At 64.6% G+C, this 19,165-nt stretch carries 18 protein-coding genes and 4 pseudogenes; 11 read left to right on the top strand and 11 right to left on the bottom strand.

Going from position 1 to position 19,165, the window contains the following annotated elements; all coding sequences use genetic code 11:
• On the bottom strand, positions 1-897 hold the full coding sequence (locus HNR60_RS06875) for a LysR family transcriptional regulator (RefSeq protein ID WP_184255743.1): 897 nt from the start codon (positions 895-897) through the stop codon (positions 1-3).
• 133 nt (positions 898-1,030) lie between these two features.
• Here HNR60_RS06875 and HNR60_RS06870 point away from each other — a divergent pair, with 133 nt between their 5' ends.
• The 6 genes and pseudogenes from HNR60_RS06870 to HNR60_RS06845 all read left to right on the top strand — a co-directional run.
• On the top strand, positions 1,031-2,014 hold the full coding sequence (locus HNR60_RS06870; RefSeq protein WP_184255741.1) for an aldo/keto reductase: 984 nt from the start codon (positions 1,031-1,033) through the stop codon (positions 2,012-2,014).
• 18 nt (positions 2,015-2,032) lie between these two features.
• A complete protein-coding gene (locus tag HNR60_RS06865) occupies positions 2,033-3,199 on the top strand; it encodes an aldo/keto reductase (protein ID WP_184255739.1) in 1,167 nt (388 codons plus the stop codon).
• Positions 3,200-3,240: 41 nt separating this feature from the next.
• Positions 3,241-4,236: an aldo/keto reductase gene (locus HNR60_RS06860; RefSeq protein WP_184255737.1), complete on the top strand. Its 996-nt coding sequence runs from the start codon at positions 3,241-3,243 to the stop codon at positions 4,234-4,236.
• Positions 4,237-4,265: 29 nt separating this feature from the next.
• Positions 4,266-5,108 (top strand): oxidoreductase, encoded by an 843-nt coding sequence (locus tag HNR60_RS06855; protein WP_184255735.1) that lies wholly within the window; start codon positions 4,266-4,268, stop codon positions 5,106-5,108.
• Between the two features lie 49 nt (positions 5,109-5,157).
• Complete coding sequence (locus HNR60_RS06850; RefSeq protein ID WP_246432844.1) at positions 5,158-5,403, top strand: hypothetical protein; 246 nt, start codon at positions 5,158-5,160, stop codon at positions 5,401-5,403.
• A 46-nt stretch (positions 5,404-5,449) separates the two neighbouring features.
• Positions 5,450-5,620, top strand: a pseudogene (locus HNR60_RS06845) (rhodanese-like domain-containing protein); the annotation flags it as partial.
• 133 nt (positions 5,621-5,753) lie between these two features.
• Here the strand turns inward: HNR60_RS06845 and HNR60_RS06840 are convergent.
• The 5 genes and pseudogenes from HNR60_RS06840 to HNR60_RS06820 all read right to left on the bottom strand — a co-directional run.
• The gene (locus HNR60_RS06840; RefSeq protein ID WP_184255733.1) at positions 5,754-6,122 is read right to left on the bottom strand and encodes a cytochrome b5 domain-containing protein; all 369 of its coding nucleotides are present in this window, start codon (positions 6,120-6,122) and stop codon (positions 5,754-5,756) included.
• The gene (locus HNR60_RS06835; protein WP_184255731.1) at positions 6,119-7,396 is read right to left on the bottom strand and encodes a ferric reductase-like transmembrane domain-containing protein; all 1,278 of its coding nucleotides are present in this window, start codon (positions 7,394-7,396) and stop codon (positions 6,119-6,121) included. The genes HNR60_RS06840 and HNR60_RS06835 overlap by 4 nt, the downstream gene beginning before the upstream one ends.
• A gap of 4 nt (positions 7,397-7,400) precedes the next feature.
• Positions 7,401-7,742 carry a hypothetical protein gene (locus tag HNR60_RS06830; RefSeq protein WP_246432843.1) on the bottom strand — a complete coding sequence of 114 codons (342 nt, stop codon included), beginning with the start codon at positions 7,740-7,742 and terminating at the stop codon, positions 7,401-7,403.
• 152 nt (positions 7,743-7,894) lie between these two features.
• On the bottom strand, positions 7,895-9,742 hold the full coding sequence (locus HNR60_RS06825; protein WP_184255722.1) for an ABC transporter ATP-binding protein: 1,848 nt from the start codon (positions 9,740-9,742) through the stop codon (positions 7,895-7,897).
• A gap of 29 nt (positions 9,743-9,771) precedes the next feature.
• Positions 9,772-10,008: pseudogene (locus tag HNR60_RS06820) on the bottom strand (SDR family NAD(P)-dependent oxidoreductase); the annotation flags it as partial.
• Between the two features lies 1 nt (position 10,009).
• Between HNR60_RS06820 and HNR60_RS06815 the strand changes: the two are divergent.
• Positions 10,010-10,303 (top strand): annotated as a pseudogene (locus HNR60_RS06815) (TSUP family transporter); the annotation flags it as partial.
• 15 nt (positions 10,304-10,318) lie between these two features.
• Here HNR60_RS06815 and HNR60_RS06810 read toward each other — a convergent pair.
• A complete protein-coding gene (locus tag HNR60_RS06810; RefSeq protein WP_184255720.1) occupies positions 10,319-10,942 on the bottom strand; it encodes a class I SAM-dependent methyltransferase in 624 nt (207 codons plus the stop codon).
• Between the two features lie 414 nt (positions 10,943-11,356).
• Here HNR60_RS06810 and HNR60_RS06805 point away from each other — a divergent pair, with 414 nt between their 5' ends.
• Complete coding sequence (locus HNR60_RS06805) at positions 11,357-11,797, top strand: c-type cytochrome (protein ID WP_184255718.1); 441 nt, start codon at positions 11,357-11,359, stop codon at positions 11,795-11,797.
• A gap of 3 nt (positions 11,798-11,800) precedes the next feature.
• Positions 11,801-12,475 (top strand): cytochrome b/b6 domain-containing protein, encoded by a 675-nt coding sequence (locus tag HNR60_RS06800; protein ID WP_184255716.1) that lies wholly within the window; start codon positions 11,801-11,803, stop codon positions 12,473-12,475.
• A 150-nt stretch (positions 12,476-12,625) separates the two neighbouring features.
• On the opposite strand, the gene petA is transcribed toward HNR60_RS06800, so the two are convergent.
• Positions 12,626-13,153, bottom strand: a complete 528-nt coding sequence (gene petA, locus HNR60_RS06795; RefSeq protein ID WP_184255714.1) for a ubiquinol-cytochrome c reductase iron-sulfur subunit — start codon at positions 13,151-13,153, stop codon at positions 12,626-12,628.
• A 339-nt stretch (positions 13,154-13,492) separates the two neighbouring features.
• On the opposite strand from petA, the pseudogene HNR60_RS06790 reads away from it, so the two are divergent.
• Both HNR60_RS06790 and HNR60_RS06785 read left to right on the top strand, forming a co-directional pair.
• Positions 13,493-13,639 (top strand): annotated as a pseudogene (locus HNR60_RS06790) (cytochrome ubiquinol oxidase subunit I); the annotation flags it as partial.
• A 414-nt stretch (positions 13,640-14,053) separates the two neighbouring features.
• Complete coding sequence (locus HNR60_RS06785) at positions 14,054-15,523, top strand: sigma-54 interaction domain-containing protein (RefSeq protein WP_246432842.1); 1,470 nt, start codon at positions 14,054-14,056, stop codon at positions 15,521-15,523.
• 299 nt (positions 15,524-15,822) lie between these two features.
• On the opposite strand, the gene HNR60_RS06780 is transcribed toward HNR60_RS06785, so the two are convergent.
• Genes HNR60_RS06780 through pta form a run of 3 tightly spaced genes read right to left on the bottom strand, consistent with a single transcriptional unit; the run spans position 15,823 to position 19,156 of the window.
• Positions 15,823-16,815 (bottom strand): CBS domain-containing protein, encoded by a 993-nt coding sequence (locus tag HNR60_RS06780; RefSeq protein WP_184255712.1) that lies wholly within the window; start codon positions 16,813-16,815, stop codon positions 15,823-15,825.
• Between the two features lie 5 nt (positions 16,816-16,820).
• Entirely contained in the window at positions 16,821-17,006 is a 186-nt protein-coding gene (locus HNR60_RS06775; RefSeq protein WP_184255710.1) for a hypothetical protein, read from the bottom strand.
• Positions 17,007-17,017: 11 nt separating this feature from the next.
• A complete protein-coding gene (pta, locus tag HNR60_RS06770) occupies positions 17,018-19,156 on the bottom strand; it encodes a phosphate acetyltransferase (protein ID WP_246432841.1) in 2,139 nt (712 codons plus the stop codon).
• Positions 19,157-19,165 lie beyond the last annotated feature (9 nt).

Below are 19,165 nucleotides of genomic sequence, written 5' to 3'. Positions count from 1 at the left end.
TCATGGTCCGCGATAGCGCAAGGCATCGACCATGATCGCGAACGCCGGTGACGCGTGGCGGCGGCTCGGATAATAGAGATGGTAGCCCGGAAATGGCTCGCACCAGTCCTCGAGCACCCGGATCAGCCGTCCCTCGCGGATATGATCGAGCGCGTGGTCCTCGGGCATATAGGCAAGGCCCAGCCCCTGGAGGGCGGATTCCAGCCGCAGCGCGATATTGTTGAAGACCAACTGGCCTTCGACCCGGACCTTGACTTCGTGGCCGCCCTTCTCGAACTCCCAGGCGAACAAACCGCCATAGGTCGGCAGCCGGATGTTGATGCAATTATGCGCGGTGAGTTCCTGCGGCGTTCCCGGCTTCGCGTGCTTCGCGAAGTAAGCGGGCGAACCGACCACCGCCATCCGCATGTCCGGCCCGATCCGCGCTGCGATCATGTCCTTGGCGACCTGTTCCCCGAGCCGGACTCCTGCATCGACGCCGTCGGCGACGATATCGGAAAGGCCGTAATCGACGATGATCTCGACATTGATGCCAGGATAGTCCGGCAGGAACCGGGCGAGTCCTGCCTGCAGGACGGTGATGGCAGGATGCTCCCCTGCCGTGATGCGGATCGTGCCGGCGGGCTTTTCGCGCAAGGCGTTCATCGCCGCCAGCTCCTGCTCGATCTCCTCGAACCGAGGTGCGACCGTTCGAAGAAGCCGTTCCCCTGCTTCAGTCGGGGACACGCTGCGGGTGGTGCGGGTGAGCAGTCGAATGCCAAGCCGCTCTTCCAGACTCTTGATGGTCTGGCTGAGCGCCGACTGCGAAACCGCCAATTTGGCGGCGGCGCGGGTGAAGCTACGCTCCTGGGCGACGACCGCGAAGGCCGCGAGCGTGTTGAAATTCTCGTTCGACATTCATTAGGCCACCTTATGAGGGATTGCCGATTATAGCGCCTAATCGCGCGGTGAGGCGAGTTCTATCTTCAGGATCAGATACGGCGCCCACAGCGGCCGAGACAGCCGCCGCGCAACCTTCAGGAGTAACACCATGCAAAAGCGCACGCTCGGAAGCGGCAAGCTCGAAGTTTCAGCCATCGGTCTCGGCTGCATGGGCCTGAGCTACGGCTATGGACCGGCCACCGATCGCAAGGAGGCGATTGCGCTGATCCGCGCGGCGCATCAGCGCGGCGTCACCTTCTTCGACACCGCCGAGGCCTATGGGCCCGGGCTCAATGAAGAGGTCGTCGGCGAAGCCCTCGCGCCGGTCCGCGATCAGGTCGTCATTGCGACCAAATTCGGCTTTCGCAACGGCGTGCCCGCAGATGGCCTCGACAGCCGGCCCGAGCGGATCCGCCTGGTCGTTGACGAGTCGCTGAAGCGGCTCCGCACCGGCCGGATCGACCTGCTCTATCAGCATCGCGTCGACCCGAATGTGCCGATCGAAGACGTCGCCGGCACCGTGAAGGACTTGATAGCTGCCGGCAAGGTCGCTCATTTCGGCCTCTCGGAGGCCGGCGCCCAATCGATCCGGCGCGCGCATGCCGTGCAGCCGGTGACGGCGCTGCAGAGCGAGTATTCGATGTGGTGGCGCGAGCCGGAGGCGGAGATTCTTCCCGTGCTGGAAGAACTCGGCATCGGCTTCGTGCCCTTCGCGCCGCTCGGCAAAGGCTTCCTGACCGGCAAGATCGACGCCAACACCACCTTCGGCGACGGTGATTTCCGCAGCACGGTGCCGCGCTTCTCGCCTGAGGCGCTGAAGGCAAACCACGTACTGGTCGACCTCGTAGGCGATCTGGCCAAGACCAAGAGCGTGACGCCCGCGCAGATCGCGCTGGCCTGGCTGCTCGCACAGAAGCCCTGGATCACGCCGATACCCGGCACCACCAAGCTGCACCGGCTTGAGGAGAACATCGGCGGCGCCAGCGTCGAACTGACCCCGGACGATCTGGTCCGGATCGAACAGGTACTGGCTTCGGTCAAGCTGCAGGGCGACCGCTATCCGGCGTCGCACCAGAGCTTCGTCAACCGCTAATTATCAAGGAACTTTTCAATGACCATCAACACTAAGCTGGCTATGAACCGCCGCGGCCTCCTCATGGCCGCGGGAGGCATGGCGGTGGGGCCGATGCTTGCGAGCACCGCGCCTGCGTCTGCACAGACGTCGCGTAGCGAGGGCGGTGGCGCAGCGGCGGCCGCAACCGTCGGCCGCCGCAAACTGGGCTCGCTCGAGGTCTCGAGCATCGGCCTCGGCGTGCAGAACATGCACCGCACCTATCAGACGACGATCCCAAGCCGGCCGGAGATGATCAACATCATCCGGTCCGCCTTCGACCGGGACGTCATCTTTTTCGACACGGCGGAAGCCTACGGTCCCCTCGAAGATGAGCGGATCCTTGGCGAAGCGGTGGCGCCGTTCCGCGACAAGGTGGTGATTGCGACCAAGTTCGGCTGGAACATCGATCCCGAGACGGGCCGGCGACTTCCGGGTCTCAATAGCCGCCCTGATCACATCAAGAAGGCCGTTGAGGGTTCGCTGCAGCGGCTTCGGACGGACCGCATCGAGCTGCTCTATCAGCACCGGGTCGATCCTCAGGTGCCGATCGAGGACGTCGCCGGCGCGATCAAGGACCTCAGGGCGCAGGGCAAAGTGTTGCACTGGGGATTGAGCGAAATGGGCCCGAACACGCTGCTGCGCGCGCATGCCGAACTGCCCGTCACCGCGGTCGAGAACGAGTATTCGATGCTGTGGCGCGGGCCGGAGCAGCAAATCATTCCGCTGTGCGAGCAACTCGGCATCGGCTTCGTGCCGTGGAGCCCGCTCGGCGTCGGCTTTCTCACCGGCGCGATCGACGCGCAGACGCGCTTCGCGGCCGGTGACATTCGCGGCGGAGAGACCCGCTTCTCGCCCGAAAACATCGTCGCCAATCTGGCGCTTGTCGAACTCCTGAAACGCTGGGCCGAACGCAAGCGGGCCACGGCCGCGCAGATCGCGCTGGCCTGGCTGCTGGCGCAGAAGCCGTGGATCGTTCCAATTCCCGGCACCACGCAGATGGCGCACATGATTGAGAACGTCGGAGCGGCGGCGGTGCGATTGACGTCGGCGGAAGCTACCGAGCTGAACCGTGCCGTCGCGGCGATCCATATTCAGGGCGCTCGGCTTCCGGATGCGGTGCAGGTTCTTTCGGATATCGAAGCACCGCCGAACAACCGACGCTGAAGACAACATACGCAATGCACGAAGCCAATTGGAGTAAGACGATGCAACAGCGAACGCTAGGCAAGAACGGACTGAAGGTGTCCGCATTGGGGCTCGGCTGCATGAGCTTTGCCTCCACCTACGGCCCGGCCGGCGACCGGAAGGACGCCATCGCGCTGATCCGCACCGCGGTCGACAAGGGCGTCACGCTGTTCGACACCGCCGAGGCCTACGGGCCGTTCACCAACGAGGATCTGGTCGGCGAAGCGCTGGTGCAGGTCCGCGACCGGGTGGTGATCGCGACCAAGTTCGGATTTGACATCAATCTCGAAACCGGCGAGCGCAACGGCGGCACCAATAGCCGGCCGGATCACATCAAGGCTGTCGCCGAGGCCGCTCTGAAGCGGCTGCGCACCGACCGCATCGACCTGTTCTATCAGCATCGCGTCGATCCGGCCGTGCCGATCGAGGATGTCGCCGGCGCGGTGAAGGAGCTTATAGCCGCCGGCAAGGTCGGCCATTTTGGGCTGTCCGAAGCGGGCCCGACGACGATCCGCCGCGCCCATGCGGTGCAGCCCGTCACCGCGCTGCAAAGCGAATATTCGCTGTTCTGGCGCGAGCCCGAGCAGGAGCTGCTGCCGCTCGTCGAGGAGCTCGGCATTGGCTTCGTGCCGTTCAGCCCGCTCGGAGCCGGCTTCCTCACCGGGCAGATCGACGAGAACACCGTCTTTGCACCCGGCGACTTCCGCAATCATGTACCGCGCTTCTCGCGCGAGGCCCGCAAGGCCAACATGGCGTTGCTGGATGTCGTCAAGCGTGTGGCCCAGCGACGGGCCGCCACGCCCGCCCAGGTCGCGCTGGCGTGGCTGCTTGCCCAGCGGCCGTGGATCGTACCGATCCCCGGCACCAGCAAGCTGTCCCGCATGGAAGAGAATCTCGGCGCGGTCGAACTCACGCTCACACCGGGCGATCTGGCTGAGATCGACGCCGGAACCGCCGACTTCGCCGTCGCGGGCGAACGGCTGCCCGAGGCGATGCAGAAGATGACGCGACTTTGATGCCCCGTTTCAGCGCATAGGAAATCATCATGTCCGACAAAGCCCGCACTTGGCTGGTCACCGGCTGCTCCAGCGGCCTTGGCCACGCCCTCGCCAAGGAGTTGATCGCCCAGGGACAGCGTGTGTTCGTGACCGCCCGCGACCCCGCGCAGCTCGCCGAACTGGTGGATGGTCACGACAACGCCACCGCGTTGAAGCTCGACGTCACGTCGGCCGAGGACGTCGCGGCCGCTGTGGCTCAGGTCGAGCAGGCCGGCGGGGTCGATGTGCTCGTCAACAATGCAGGCTATGGCTATCGCGCCGCCGTCGAGGAGGGAGAAGACGCGCGGATCGCGCAGCTGTTCGCCACCAACGTGTTCGGGCCGCTTGCGATGATCAAGGCGGTGCTGCCGGGCATGCGGTCGCGCCGCAGCGGCACCATCGTCAACATCACCTCGATCGCCGCGCGCCTGGCGATGCCGGGCTCGGGCTTCTACTCGGCGACCAAGTTCGCCATGGAGGGCCTGTCGGACGCGCTGCGGCGCGAGGTCGAGCCGCTCGGGATTCGGGTGCTGATCGTCGAGCCGGGTGCGTTCCGCACGGAATTTGCCGGGCGCTCCTTGCAAGGCACCGCGACCGCGATCGACGACTACGCCAAGACCGTCGGACCGCGTCGCAAGGAGAATGACAAGACCGGCGGAACCCAGCCAGGCGACCCGGCGCGGGCGGCCCGCGTGCTCGTCGAGCTGATCGGAGGCAACAAGCTGCCGGTGCGGCTTTTGCTCGGCAGCGACGCCGTCAAGATCGTCGGCGACGAAGTCAACGCACAGCGCCGGGAGATCGACGAGTGGACCGCAGTCAGCGCCACCACCGACTTTCCAGCCGCGAGTTGAGGATGACGGCGAAAGGCGGCTGGCAATGATATCGACGAGCGATGACTGGATGCCCAAACAGGCGCATCAGGCGGATCTTCAGGCCATCGCGGTGGCCGCCAACATCGCCGCGATCGAAGCCGGACGCGAGCCGTCCTACCGCTTCAAACCCGAACTGGTGTGCATCGTCGATACGCTGGACGCGGGAATGCTGGTGTTCCGCAACGAGCGCTTCAACTTCGTCGGACCGAAGCTGAAGATCTTCCACTGGCTGAAGCGGATCTTCGAACGCCACGACCTGACCACGTTCCGCTGACTTGGCGCGGATCGACCAGCAGGATGCCGGATCAGAGGAGAGCAGGATGAAATTGAAAACTATCGATGCCCGCGAAGCCGATCGTCTGGTCGCCTGCGGCGCTACGCTACTCGATGTTCGCGAGCGTCACGAGATCGACCGCGAGCAGATCGAGGGCGCGGTCGCGGTGCCGCTGTCGCGCTTCGCCGAGGCCAACCTCGAACCGTTCCGCGGCCGCAAGGTGATCTTCTTCTGCCATTCCGGCGGCCGAACCAGGCTGTATGCCGCAAAGCTCGCCGCCAGGCTGCAGGGCATCGGCGGCCCAAGGCCGACGACATCGCCAAATGGCTCACGGCATAATCGCTGCGGGACTAACGCTCGGGCGACAGCCGGCCGATCCGGTATTTCGGCAGCAGCGCGTCGGCTTCCTTGGAATGCGGCCGGTTCTTGGTCTTGGTGGTATAGGCCTCGGTGGCGTCTTTGCCGCACCATGGTTCGATGATCTGCGGCCGTGACGGATGGTCCGGCAGATAGGCGGCGAGATCGTAGACGTCGCCGCGGATCGCCATCCAGCAGGTTTCGGGCGTGGCGTGCTTGGCCAGTTCGGCGGCGGCGATCGCGCGGTCAGGCGCTGCGGCGAGCGGCGGCTCGGCGTCGGGCGACCACAGGCTGCCGCCCCAGAATGCGAACACCATGGCCCAGAACGTCGCAGTCGTTGCGATGAACAGTTTGCGCATCATCTGAACTCGAAGTTTTCGTAATGGATATGGCGGGCGGTGACGCCCTTGGCGCGCAGCAACGGCTCCAGCGCCGCGATCAGTCCCGGCGGCCCGCAGAAATAGCAATCGCAGCCGGATAACTGCGAGGCATCGGGGAGCATCGGCGTCAGGTCCGGCAACGTGTCGCCGGTCGCTACCGCCTGCAGCGACAGCCGCGGGTCGGATGCCGCGATCGTGCGCAATTCCGACAGAAACACCGCGTCGGCTTCGCTGCGATACAGGTACAGCAGCGTCGTTGCGTCGCTGAGATGACCGGCCCGCAGCAGAGCGACGAACGGCGCCACGCCAATGCCACCCGCCACCCAAAATTGCGGAGCGGCTTTACGGTCAGCGAGAAAATTGCCGAACCCGCCCATCACCCGCGCCGCCACGCCCTGCTCAATCGACAGCATCCGCCGGGTGCAGTCGCCGAGGGCCTTCACGCCGACATGTAGCACCCGGTCAGGATCGATCGAACTGACCGTGAAGGGATGAAATTCGCCACAACCGCGGTAGGTCGGGCCGGCAAAAAACGCCACCAATACGAACTGTCCCGCGGCGATGGCGAGCGGATCGCCGAGCGGGCGTAAGCCGATCTCAACGGCGCCTGCTGCAATCGGCCGCACCGCGCTCACGATGTAGGGATGCGCCGCCAACCCGAGATCGCCGCGCAGCGCGCGCCAAGCCAGGATCAGCGCCACCACGGCGATGATCGGCAGCACTGGTTCGTCGATGCCGAGCAGCACAAGATGAGCCAGTCCGAGCAATACCCCGAGGGCAAGCGCAGCGTGCAGCCAGCGCCAGGTGCCGTATGACAGCCGTCTGTTCAACGTCGGACTGAACGTGACGATCAATCCCAGCATCAGCACCAGCAGCCCAAGCCAGCCAGACCAGACCGCCCATCCCTCGTCGAACGCCGATAACGTCTCCCAGGCGAATGCCGGCGACGTCGAGAGTCCATTCGCCGCCAGCGCCAGCGGATGCAGCAGCAGCGCCACATAGGCCAGGATGCCGGTGACGTGGTGCCAACGATACATGCGCTCCAACCCGCCGAGCCAGCGCGCCAGCCGGGGTTCGCGCAGCATCAACAGCAGGCTGACCAGCAGCAACCCGCAGCCGATCCAGCCGAAGACGATCCCGATCATCCGCGCCGGCGCCAGGTCCTCGGGAAAAGCCCACAGCACAAAGCCGAACGGCACGGCGACGGAGAGCAGCGGGATCGACAGCAACCGCAGCGTCGATGCCAAGCCGGTCATCGGCTCACTCCGAAGCCGGCGGCGAGGACGGCATCGACTTGAGACGGTCGCAGAAATCCCAGTGGGAGTCCGGCAACTCCAAGCCGCGTTGTTGGGCACGCTGCACCATCAGGTCGTGATGTCGGGTCCGGTAGGCCTGGCAGGTTTCATAATCGGTGAAACCACGCACTCGCGCCTGATGCTCGATGCGCTCTTGCGGGCTCATCAATTGCCAGCCCCGCGTATTGCCTTCACCGGCTCGCCACGGCCCCGCCGCTTCCGCGCCAACTACTCCGCCCAGCAAGGCGAGCGCGCCCAGCAGCCCGATCTGAGTTCTGCGCATCTTGCGTTTGACGACGATCATCATGGAGATCATCCAACTCGCGGGGCTGTTGCAGAGGCTATGCCAGGTGTGGCGCGGCAACAAGCTGGAGTTGCGGTAGCCGGTTTCCAGAAACCGGCTCTCATGCTGAAATTTGCGGTTCTCACACCAGGCGCAGACGGAGCGCGGGCCAGCCGCTAGCGATAGCCTGCGGCCTGCAGCTCGAACAGATCGGAATAACGGCCGCCCTGCGTCATCAGTTCGTCGTGCGTGCCGGCGGATTCCACCTTGCCATCGGCGAGAACGAGAATTCGATCGGCCATCCGGACGCTGGAAAAGCGGTGCGAGATCAGAATGCCGGTCTTGCCGGCGCTGAGCGCCTTGAAGCGCTGAAACACCTCGAATTCGGATCGCGCGTCCAGCGCCGCGGTCGGCTCGTCCAGGATCAGCACCGGCGCCTCGCGCATATAGGCCCGCGCGATCGCGATCTTCTGCCACTCCCCGCCGGACAATTCGACGCCGTTGCGAAACCGCTTGCCGATCATCTGCTCGTAGCGGTCCGGCAATCGCGCAATCACCTCGTCGGCCTGGCTGCTGCGGGCGGCCCGTTCGATGCGGTCGTGATCGTCGCGCGCGTCGATCTTGCCGACCGCGATATTGTCGGCGGCGGTGAGGTTGTAGCGGAAGAAGTCCTGAAAGATCACCCCCATATTGCCGCGCAACGAGTCGAGGTCATAGTCCCGCAGATCGTGGCCATCGAGCAGCACGCGGCCTTCGTCCGGGTCATAGAGCCGCGCCAGCAGTTTGACCAAGGTGGTCTTGCCGGCGCCGTTCTCGCCGACCAGGGCGAGCATCTCGCCGGCGCGTAGCGCGAAGCTGAGATGACGCACCGCCCAGCGTTCGGCGCCCGGATAGATGAACCCGACATCCTCGAACACAAAGCCCTCGCGGATCGGCTGCGGGAACGGCCGCGGATCGGACGGCGACAGGATCTCCGGCTCGACCTCGAAGAACGCAAACAGGTCGTTGAGATACAGCGCCTGGCTTGCGGTGCTCGAAAAGCTGGTCAAGAGCCCTTCGAGCAGCGTGCTGAGCCGGCGGAACGAGCCCGCCAGGAAGGTGAGATCGCCGACCGAAAATTCGCCGGCCAGCGTGCGCCAGACGATATAGCCATAGGCCAGATAATAGCCGGTGGTGCCGAGCGCGGTGAACAGGCTCCCCCAGCCGGCGCGGCGCAGCGCCAGGTTGCGATTGGCGGCGTAGAACTCGGTGGCGAGGCGCACATAGCGGTCGATCAGAAAGCCGCTGAGCCCGAAGATCTTTACTTCCTTGGCGGTCTCGACGCTGGCGGCGGTCTGCCGGACATAGTCCAACCCGCGCCGTTCCGGCGTGCGCACGAAATCCAGCGAATAGCTCTTGGCGCTGAAATGCGCCTCGCCGAGAAACGACGGCACCAGCGCCAGCAGCAACAGCGCGATCAGCCACGGCGCATAGAAGATCAGCCCGCCGGCGAAGCTGACCACGGTCACGATGTCCTGCGCCTGACCGAACAATTGCGCCATCAGCGTCATCCGGCCGCTGGTCTGCCGGCGCGCCCGCTCCAGCTGATCCTGAAAATCGGCGTCCTCGAAATCCTCCAGATCCAGCGTCGCGGCATGCTGCATCAGCCGCACGCTGGAGGCGTTGGTCACGCGCTCCGACAACAGGCTATCGACCAAAGCCACCACGCGCCCGAGCAGATCCGCCACGATCGCCAGCGCCAGCTCGGCGGCGAGCAACAGGCCAAGCCAATTCAACCGGCCGCTGTCCAGCCATTGCGCGAAGGTCGACGGCTTGTCCGGCAGCTGCACCAGCAGCACGACGTCGTCGATGATCAATTTGCCGACGAACAGCGTCGCCACCGGAAGCACGGCGCGCAACAGCCGCAGCAGCAGCGAGGTCAGGGTCAGCGACGGGCTGGTGCGCCAGACCATCGCGATAAACGGCTTCAGGTTCCGCAGCGCGCCGAGCCGTTCCCTGATCGATTGCTTGTCCGAGGTCTGCATCGATCCAGATAAACCTATCGCGCTGCGATTCACAGCACGGCAAAATCCTTCACCGTGCGGCTCGTGTAATCATACAGCTTGCCGCTTTCGGCAAAGTCGGCGGCACACAGCGGCACGATCTGCTCGGCAACCTGCTGCGGCGTCGGCAAGGTCTGCGGGTCTTCTCCGGGCATCACGCTGGCGCGCAGTTTGGTGCGGGTCGGGCCGGGGTCGAACAGGTTGATCTTGATCCTGGTGATCGCGGTCTCGTGCGCCCACACCCGCGCTTCCACCGGCATGACAACGCTCAACGCGGTCGGCACTTCGCTGCTGGCGGTGGGGACATTTGGACTGGCCACCGCACTCAATTATTCGCTGTCGGGCCTGATCGATTGGCGCATCGCCGGCGAATTTCTTGCCGGCGGCCTGGTCGGCGGGCTGGCCGGCACGTTGCTGGCAACCCGGCTCGGCGCCCGCAAGAACACGCTCAGCCGCATCTTCGCGATCGTCGTCTTCACCGTGGCCGGTTACGTGCTGTATCGTTCAGGCTATGCGATGTGGGGTCGGCCATCCCCAATCTAGCGGACGCCGTCACGCCTAGGATGATCGGCGTGCGACGATATAATGGCTGTGACGATTGCGCCCGAAGCTGCGCACCGTGTCGATTGCAAAGCCGGCGTCAACGATGGCTTGGCGAAGCTGCTGCAATGTCAGAACGGTGACCGGCGGCACCATGCCGAGGGTCTGAAGGGCGGGAAGCACGGCACGACGCATCACGATATTCATGTCACCGAAGCAGTACGTCTTGCTCAGCAAGAGACCGCCGGGTTTCAGCCGATCGCGTATCGCGGCCAGCGATGTGCGAAGATCCCTGACCAGATGCAGAATCAAAAAGGCGCAAATCGCGTCATAAGAATCGCCGTCAGCCGCCAACTCTGCGTCGGCCATGGCGAAGCTGAGATTGGCCGGCGCGGGTTTGCCGCGTGCAATCCGCAGCATCTCAGGTGACAGGTCGGTCGCCTTCCATTGCAGGACGCCGGGCGCGAGGCGAATCGCGGTGACGCCCGTGCCGCAGCCGATCTCCAACACCCGGTCCGCCTCCGAAAGCCGGGACGCGACATCCGCAAGCATGGCCTCGTAAGCCGCAACATCCTTGATCGGCCTTGCCGCATATTTGTCTGCGACCCGATCCCAGAATTGAACATCGCTGCGGTCAGTCATGTCTAAAATCTTTCAAAAGGTATTTCTGGAGACTCGCGGGCCCTCCCAACAACAGTCCTGCCTGCGGCAAAACGACCGATGCGCCGATTGGTTTGCTCTGTCTGTGACGATGTCACAGCCGGGTCGATTCGAATGCTCTAACTTTCTGGCGGGCAATCGAGCGCTGCCGTTGTCGATACTTCGACAGCAAATTCCGACTATCTTCCAGGAGTGACAGACGCGCGGTGTCGATGTTCGCCCGGTCGACTATCAACACGATTGAAAAATCGCTGGTCGATGTCTTACCAAACTGTAACCCGTCCACCGCTTGACGGAGATGGAGAGAGCTCGGGTATATGTCGCTTGCGCCGACTCCGACGCGTTTGACATCGCGAGCTGTCAAACTCCAACAGAATGAAATCAGAAAGTGAATCGATGAAGAAGAGACTCGGAATTGTCATCGCCCTTGCCGTGCTGGCAACCGGCGCCGCTATTGCGCAGAGCGATCCGATTGCCCAGCGCAAGGCGATCTTGAAGGACATTGGTGAGGCCACCAAGCCGATCGCGGCCATGGCCAAAGGCGAGGCTCGTTACGACAGCGCGGTGGTGCAGAAATCGCTCGCGACCATCGCCGACGGCTCGAAGAAGCTGCCGGATCTGTTCCCCGCCAACTCCAAGACCGGCGGCGACACCGCAGCGCTGCCGAAGATCTGGGACGAGAAGACAAAATTCGACGACCTTTTCGTCAAGCTTACCGCTGCCGCCTCGGCCGCGCAGGGCACCATCAAGGACGAAGCCACGCTGAAGGCCAACATCGGAGGCGTATTTGGCAATTGCAAATCGTGTCACGACGATTATCGCGCCAAGAAGAGCTGACGCATGAACGAAGCGAGCGTCATCGCCTGGGATGGACCAACGCGCGTCTTCAAGTGGGCGCTCGTCTTCGTCGTTCTCGATGGCTGGATCAGTAACAGATACGGCGGCAGCGTGCCGAACTGGCACAAATTCAACGGCTACGCGGCGCTGGTGCTGATCACTTTCCGTGTTCTGTGGGGCTTCGTCGGCGGCTCGACCGCGCGCTTTGCCAATTTCTTCGCCGCGCCCGGCAAGGTATTCGTCTATCTGCAGGCCAAGACGAAATTCCTCGGCCACAACCCGCTCGGCGGCTGGATGGTTGTCGCTTTGCTCGTGCTGGTCGCGGCGATGGCGACGACCGGCCTGTTCTCCGCCGACGAAGATCGCCTGATCATCGAAGGCCCGCTCGCCAAGACAATCTCGGACGCCATGGTCGATGTTGCCGCCCGATGGCATCGCTATATCTTCACGACGATCGAAGTCTTCGTCGCAGTGCACGTCGCGGCAAACGTCATTTATGCGGTCGCTCACCGCGAACCGCTGATCGAAGCCATGATCACCGGGCGCAAGCCTGCTGATCAGTACACCGACATGCCGGTCGCAACACCGGGCTCTTGGGGCCAGGCGGCGATCTGTCTCGGTGTTGCCGCTGCATTGGTGTTCGGCGCGATCTCAGCCGCCGGCGGACGGCCGTTCTGATCGGAGCGAGGCTGAAAGCCTGATCGCGAAAGCCGCATCGCGGTTTTCTGAAAGCTCGTGCGCAAGAGAAAAGCCAGAGCAAGTTGACATCCGAAGAGACGTCATCCTGCTCTGACTGCATCAGGCTGAAATGTCGCTCGGCGTCCGGTGTTATCCGATGCGCAGCTGGGTGTCGGACAGGAACTCGTAAGGCACCAGCGCGAGGTTCGCCGGCGCCGGTCCCTTCCGGACCCGACCGGAGGAGTCATATTGCGAGCCGTGGCAATGACACAGCCAACCGTCGTATTGGCCCTCGTGATAGTTCGGAATGCAGCCGAGATGGGTGCAGATGCCGTTCACGACCAGCCACTGCTCATGGCCGGCTTTGGTGCGGTCTTCGTCGGACTGCGGATCGGCCAAGGTCCTCCAATCGACGCTACGCGCCGACGCGATCTCTTCCGGCGAGCGATGATTGATGAAGATCGGAGCGCCGCGCCAAAACACCTTGATGGATTGTCCCTGCACAATCGGGGCGAGATCAACCTCGATCGGGGCGCCGCCGGCGACCGTGGAGGAGTCCGGATTGAGCTGGGAGATCAGCGGCCAGGTGGCGGCCGCGGCGCCGAAGGCGGCAACCGCTCCGGTGGCAACGAACAGAAAGTCGCGCCGCGTGGGCTCTGCGGGAAGCGTATTGTCCATGGCTGATGCCCTTCTCCGATCTGACCACAACGATGCGGTGCGATCCTTCAACTCATGCGCGTAACGAGACGGTTTGTCTGTGACTATGTCACTGAAGTCGCGGCGACAAGTTACGGTGGTTTTGTCATCGGAATGTCGGTGTTGACTTAAAGGCTCGGATTTACGATCGCAGTTTGGTGACAACTCCTCTGCACGAGGGGCCGCATTGACACGATTTGATCTGCATCCTCATCGCAGGTCGATCTGACTGGCCGTACGCGGGTACTCGCGCACGCAGTGTCACTTGGGTTCGTAGCCGCCTCCTCGCTCCGCTCGCCCCGCCAGAGCGCGCCGCCGCGAATGATCGACCGGACATTTGTGGAGCTGTCGCGTTGGCAATTCGCCGCGACGGCGCTCTGTCATTTCCTGTTCGTGCCGTTGACGCTCAGACTTTCCTGGCTCCTGATCATCATGGACACCGTCCATGTGATGTCGGGAAAGGAAATCGACAAGGGGCCGTGCGTCTTGATGTCGTGGAGCTTGGCCGCCTCGCAGAAGCCGGGCACGTCGGCATAGGCGCCGGCGTCCTCGGAGCGCGCCGCGCACGTCTATCGTGGCCCGCATCGCGCCCACCGCTTTTACCATGCCCGCAGGCATTAAGGCGACCGACCGGGTCAATGCGGCGCAGGAACGCGGCCCGCAGCGATGCGTCATTGGATGAAGGCAGAGGATGAAGGCAGAGAGCCCTGCGTCTGCCCCAAGAAACGCGGGCGATTTGCGCTGCCGCGGTCTCGGCCAGCCGTGGCGGAGCCTCAGTGCCTACGATATGAGTTCTGCCGCGCGCGCGCGGCGTTGATCCACCGCAAGGCGTCGAGACCAATTCAGGACAGAACTGCAGCGGGCTTTGAAGAGGATTCAGGCATGCTAGGCGCACGGAACGAACAATTCGCTGCGGCACGCGATCTGTTGGGGATGATCGACGAAATGATCGATGGGGCCCTCCTCATAGACCAGGACTCCCGCATCGTCTGGCTCAACGAGAAGCATGTCTGGTTCAGCCCAAAGCAGATGACCTTGCTGGGGCTCGGACCCGACGCCTGCGCCAAGGCGGTCGGCAAGCCTGTGGAGAGCCTCATCCCGCACAGCCGGATGCGCGAGGTTGTGGAAACCGGGCGCTCTATTCCACTCGACGTTATAAAGTACGGCGAGCACACGCTGTTGGTGAGCCGGCTGCCGTTACGGGATCAAACCGGGGCCGTCATCGGCGCGATCTCTTTTTCTCTCAAGAACAGCGTCACGCTGCTCCGGCCGATCGCGGATCGCTTCAACAAGCTGCATTCGCGTCTGGTGCATATGGAGAAAAAGCTCGCGGCCGTCCGCACATCGAAATACACGGTGGAGAACCTGGTGGGCTTCAGTCCCCCCATGCTGCGGCTGAAACGGCTGATCCGGAAAGGCGGCCAGATCAACTCGTCCGCGCTTCTATTGGGCGAAACCGGGAGCGGCAAGGAGCTGGTGGCCCATGCCATCCATGCGGCTTCGGATCGGGTGAACGGCCCCTTCGTCGGCCTCAATGTTGCTGCCATTCCCGAGAACCTGCTCGAGGCGGAATGCTTCGGCGTCGCGCCCGGAGCCTATACGGGTGCCAGCCATCAGCCGCGTCCCGGCAAATTCCAATTGGCCCATGGCGGCACGCTGTTCCTCGACGAGATCGGCGACATGCCGTTGTCCTTGCAGGTCAAGCTGCTGCGCGTGCTGCAGGAGCGCGAGGTCGAGCCGCTCGGGTCCAATCAGGTGGTGAAGGTCGACGTCCGTATTATCGCGGCGACAAGTCGGGCGCTCCCGGAAATGATCAAGGAAGGCAAATTCCGCGCCGATCTGTTCTACCGTCTCAACGTCTTCCCGGTTCAGCTGCCTCCGCTGCGCGACCGTAAGGAGGATCTGGAGATCCTCGCCTCGCTGTTTTCAGAACGGACCGCCGCCACTTTCGACCAGCCGATGCGCAATGTCACGCCGCAAGCGTTGGAGGTGCTGCACGCCCACGACTGGCCCGGAAACGTTCGCGAATTGGCCAATGTCATCGAGCAGGTCTATGCGCGCACCGATGGCGATCAGATTACGGCCGACGACTTCGCCGAGATCCTTCCGCAAATCGCGCCCCGTCTCACTGCGCCGAGCCGGAAACGCCCGCTGGCCGAGGCGGTCGATGAGTACGAGCGCTCGCTCATCCTGACCGCGCTCACCGAGGCGAAAGGCAACAAGCTGGAAACTGCGCGCAAGCTCGGACTGGCACGCACCAATCTGTATGCGAAGATGAGCAGGCACAACATCTCGCTCGATACGCAATATGGTGTTGCCGCGGAAGCTGAACAGCCGGAGCTGGGCGCCTGACTTCACCTGCTTAGTCAGAACTAGACGAGAGCATTTTCGGTTAGGATTGAATCATTCAACCAAGACGTCGTCGTCATTCCGGATTGCGAGTTCGCAAGAACGAGCAAGTCCGGAATCCATATCCCCTGCGGTGGTTATGGATTCCGGGCTCGCTCGCAGCTGACGCTGTTCGAGCCCCGGAATGACGGCCCGGGACCGGGACTCTTGAACCGCAGCAATCCTAACCGAAAACGCCCTGGTGCCGACCTCTCGCCGCGTCTTCAAGCCGGAAGCAGCGATAGGACGGCGGGCGATCCCGATCAGCTTCCCCATCGCAGGGTGAGACCCGCATCGCCGGGAAAGCCGTTGGGGAAGTCGAGGATCTGGGCGGTGAGCCCGAATCCCTGTGGCTTCAAGTCCTTCTGCCAGCGTTCGAACACGTCGGCCGCCTCCCCGATCAAGGTCTCGGGCCAGCTCGGATCCATCGCGTTGATGGCGCGCCCGCGGTCGCTGCACAGCTCGGACGGAAACCGGATCAGCAGGAATTCGCGCAGCCCGAGCTTGGCTGCACGCCGCGCGCCCTCGATCGCGGACTGCCAGGCTGCCTCGCTGAGCGTCTTCTGCTGCAGCGCCGAGACCAGCGCGCGCCGCGTTTCGCCCGCCTGTCGCTCGGCGGCGGCGCGTTGCGCGCGTTCGGTGTCCTCCGCGGCTGCGACCAGAAGCGCGAATTCGTGGGCACTGGCCCGCTCTGCAACTTCGGAGGCCGAAGGATTTGGCGCGGGCGGCAGCGCGGCGGCGCGGGCCGGCGGGGCGATCGAGGATGTCCGTTCGGACGGCACGCGCGGCGGCGGCGCGGACGGAACGGTCGCGGCGAAATACGCCCGCACCAGGTCGCTCCGCGACACCACGCCGACCAGGCGATCGTCACGGGTGACGAAGACCCGTTTGACGCGATGTTCGGTAATCAGGCGCGCGACTTCGGCGATGGGCGCCGCCTCCGGGACGGCGATCAGCGGCCGATGCATGATCTCGGCGGCGCTTCGGTTGACCGGATCGACCGATTGCAAGTACTCGGCCGCGAGAGGTTGTCCTTCCGCCAGTTGCGACAGCCATTGATCGCGTTTGGCGATGCGGTCGCCGGTGCGCTGGCCGACGAGATCCCATTCGCTGACGACGCCGATCGGGGCGCCGTCGCCGTCGACGACGGCCACGGCACTGACGCGCGACGCGAGCAGTACGCGCGCAACATCGGCTGAGGATGAACTTAGTCCCACGACGGAAACTCCGGTCGTCATAACATCGCGAGCAAGCATCTTCGTCACTCCATGCAGCGCCGCAACCGCGGGCGCGGATCACCTTTGGACGTGCAGCGCCATTTCGAGCGCTCGTCCATGTCGCTATCGGGCAAGTGCGGATCGCGCGCGCTGCGATGGAGCTTGGCATCTGCGTCCATCAACGAGCCGAGCTTGCCTTGACCTCGTCGCGTTTCAGCACCGCCGCGCATCGGCTCGCTCCTCACTCCGCCGCCGCGGCCAACTTGCCGCCGCCGGCATCCCCGGCCGCCGCCTGGATCGCGGTGAGCGCGATGGTGTAGACGATGTCGTCGACCAGGGCGCCGCGCGACAGGTCGTTGACGGGTTTGCGCAGCCCCTGCAGCATCGGGCCGACCGAGACCACGTTGGCCGAGCGCTGCACCGCCTTGTAGGTGGTGTTGCCGGTGTTGAGGTCGGGGAAGATGAAGACGTTGGCGCGGCCGTCGAGCGGGCCGCCCGGCGCCTTCTGCCGGCCGACGCTTTCCACGGTGGCGGCGTCGTATTGGATCGGGCCGTCGACGATCAGGTCGGGGCGCAACGCGCGCACCTTGTCGGTGGCGCGGCGCACCTTGTCGACGTCCTCGCCGGCGCCGGACGCGCCGGTCGAGTAGGAGATCATCGCCACCCGCGGCTCGATGCCGAAGGCAGCTGCGGAGTCGGCGGACTGGATCGCGATCTCGGCGAGTTCATCGGCGGTCGGATCCGGATTGATGGCGCAGTCGCCATAGACCAGCACCTGATCCGGCATCAGCATGAAGAACACGCTGGAGACGATGCTCGAGCCCGGCGCGGTCTTGATCAGCTGCAGCGCCGGACGCACCGTGGAGGCGGTGGTGTGAATGGCGCCGGACACCAACCCGTCGACCTCGTTCTGCGCCAACATCATGGTGCCGAGTACGACGGAGTCTTCCAGGGCAATTTCCGCCTGCAGCTTGGTGAGGCCCTTCGACTTGCGCAGCTCGACCAGCGGGTCGACGTAGCGGGCGCGTTGCTGCTCGGCATCGACGATCTCGACGTCGTCCGGCAGGTCGATGCCGTGGGCCGCGGCCACTTCGCGGATGCGGTCCGGCGCGCCAAGCAGGATGCAACGGGCGATGCGCTTCTCGGCGCAGATCGCAGCGGCGCGGATGGTGCGCGGCTCTTCGCCCTCGGGCAGCACGATGCGGCGGCTCGCCGCGCGCGCGCGCGCGACCAGGCGATGCCGGAACACCGGCGGCGGCATCAATCCGTCGACCGGCAGGTTGAGACGATGCACCAGCGGCGCAGTGTCCACCCGCTCGGCGATGAACGAGATCACCCGCTCCATGCGGTCGGCGTCGGCGCGGTTGACGTGCGCGGACAGGTTGGCGAGCTTCGAGGCGGTGACGAACGTATCGTCCTCGGTGCAGAGCAGCGCCAGGCGATCGAGCGGCGCCGCCGCCAGCGCCGCCGCGACCTCGGGCGCCGGACGCCCGCCGCAGGTGAAGACGAAGCCGGCCAGCGGCATGCCGCGTTGCGCCACCAGCGCGGTGGCGAGAATCGCGTCGCTGCGATCGGCCGGCGTCACCACCAGGGTTCCGGGCCGCAGATCGCCGAGCAGCTTCTCCGCCGAGCGCGCGGCGACCACCACGGTCTGCACCCGCGAGCTCTCGATGTCGCCGCGGTTGAGGATGCTCATGCCGAGATCATCGGCGATGTCGATCATCCGCGGCGCCAGCAGATGCGGCGCATTCGGCACCGCGGCGAGGATCGGCACCGGCGTCGCCGAGCCCTTCAGCGTCAGCGCGCCGAGCGCGGACAACGCCGACGCCGCCGCGGCATCGGCGCAGCGGTTGATCAAGAGGCCCGCGATCGGCCGGCGGCCGTCGTCGCCATATTGCTCCGCGGCCGCGGCAGCTTTCGCAGCTAACGTGGCCGGACTATGCGCGCCGCCGGCCAGCACCGGGATGAGGTCGGCGCCGAGCGAGCGGACGATCTCGATGTTGAGCCGTGTGGCGATCTGGAATTCGACGTTGGGGATCAGGCCCTCGACGATCACCACGTCGCAATCGGCCTGCACCGTGTCGACCATCGACACGACTTCTTCCATCAGCCCGCCGAGCTGACCGGAGCGCACCATCTCGGCGGCGTGATCGATCGAAATCGGATCGGGCGCGGAGGCCCCGCACAAGGTGCGGGCAAAATGCGCCGCAAGGTCCAGATCACCGGCGCGGACTTCGGGTTGCACGATCGGCTTGACGAAGCCGACCCGTAGGCCGGTGAGGTGCAGGGCCCTGACGAGACCGAGCGTCACGGAGGTGAGCCCCGCGTCGCGGGACACCGGAACGAGGTAGAAGGTGCGATGGCGGGGGAGCGTGTTCATGGCAGTCAT

The sequence above is a fragment of the Rhodopseudomonas rhenobacensis genome, from assembly GCF_014203125.1.
Classification (GTDB): Bacteria; Pseudomonadota; Alphaproteobacteria; order Rhizobiales; family Xanthobacteraceae; genus Rhodopseudomonas_A; species Rhodopseudomonas_A rhenobacensis.
This window is presented reverse-complemented; position numbering and strand designations above follow the sequence as displayed.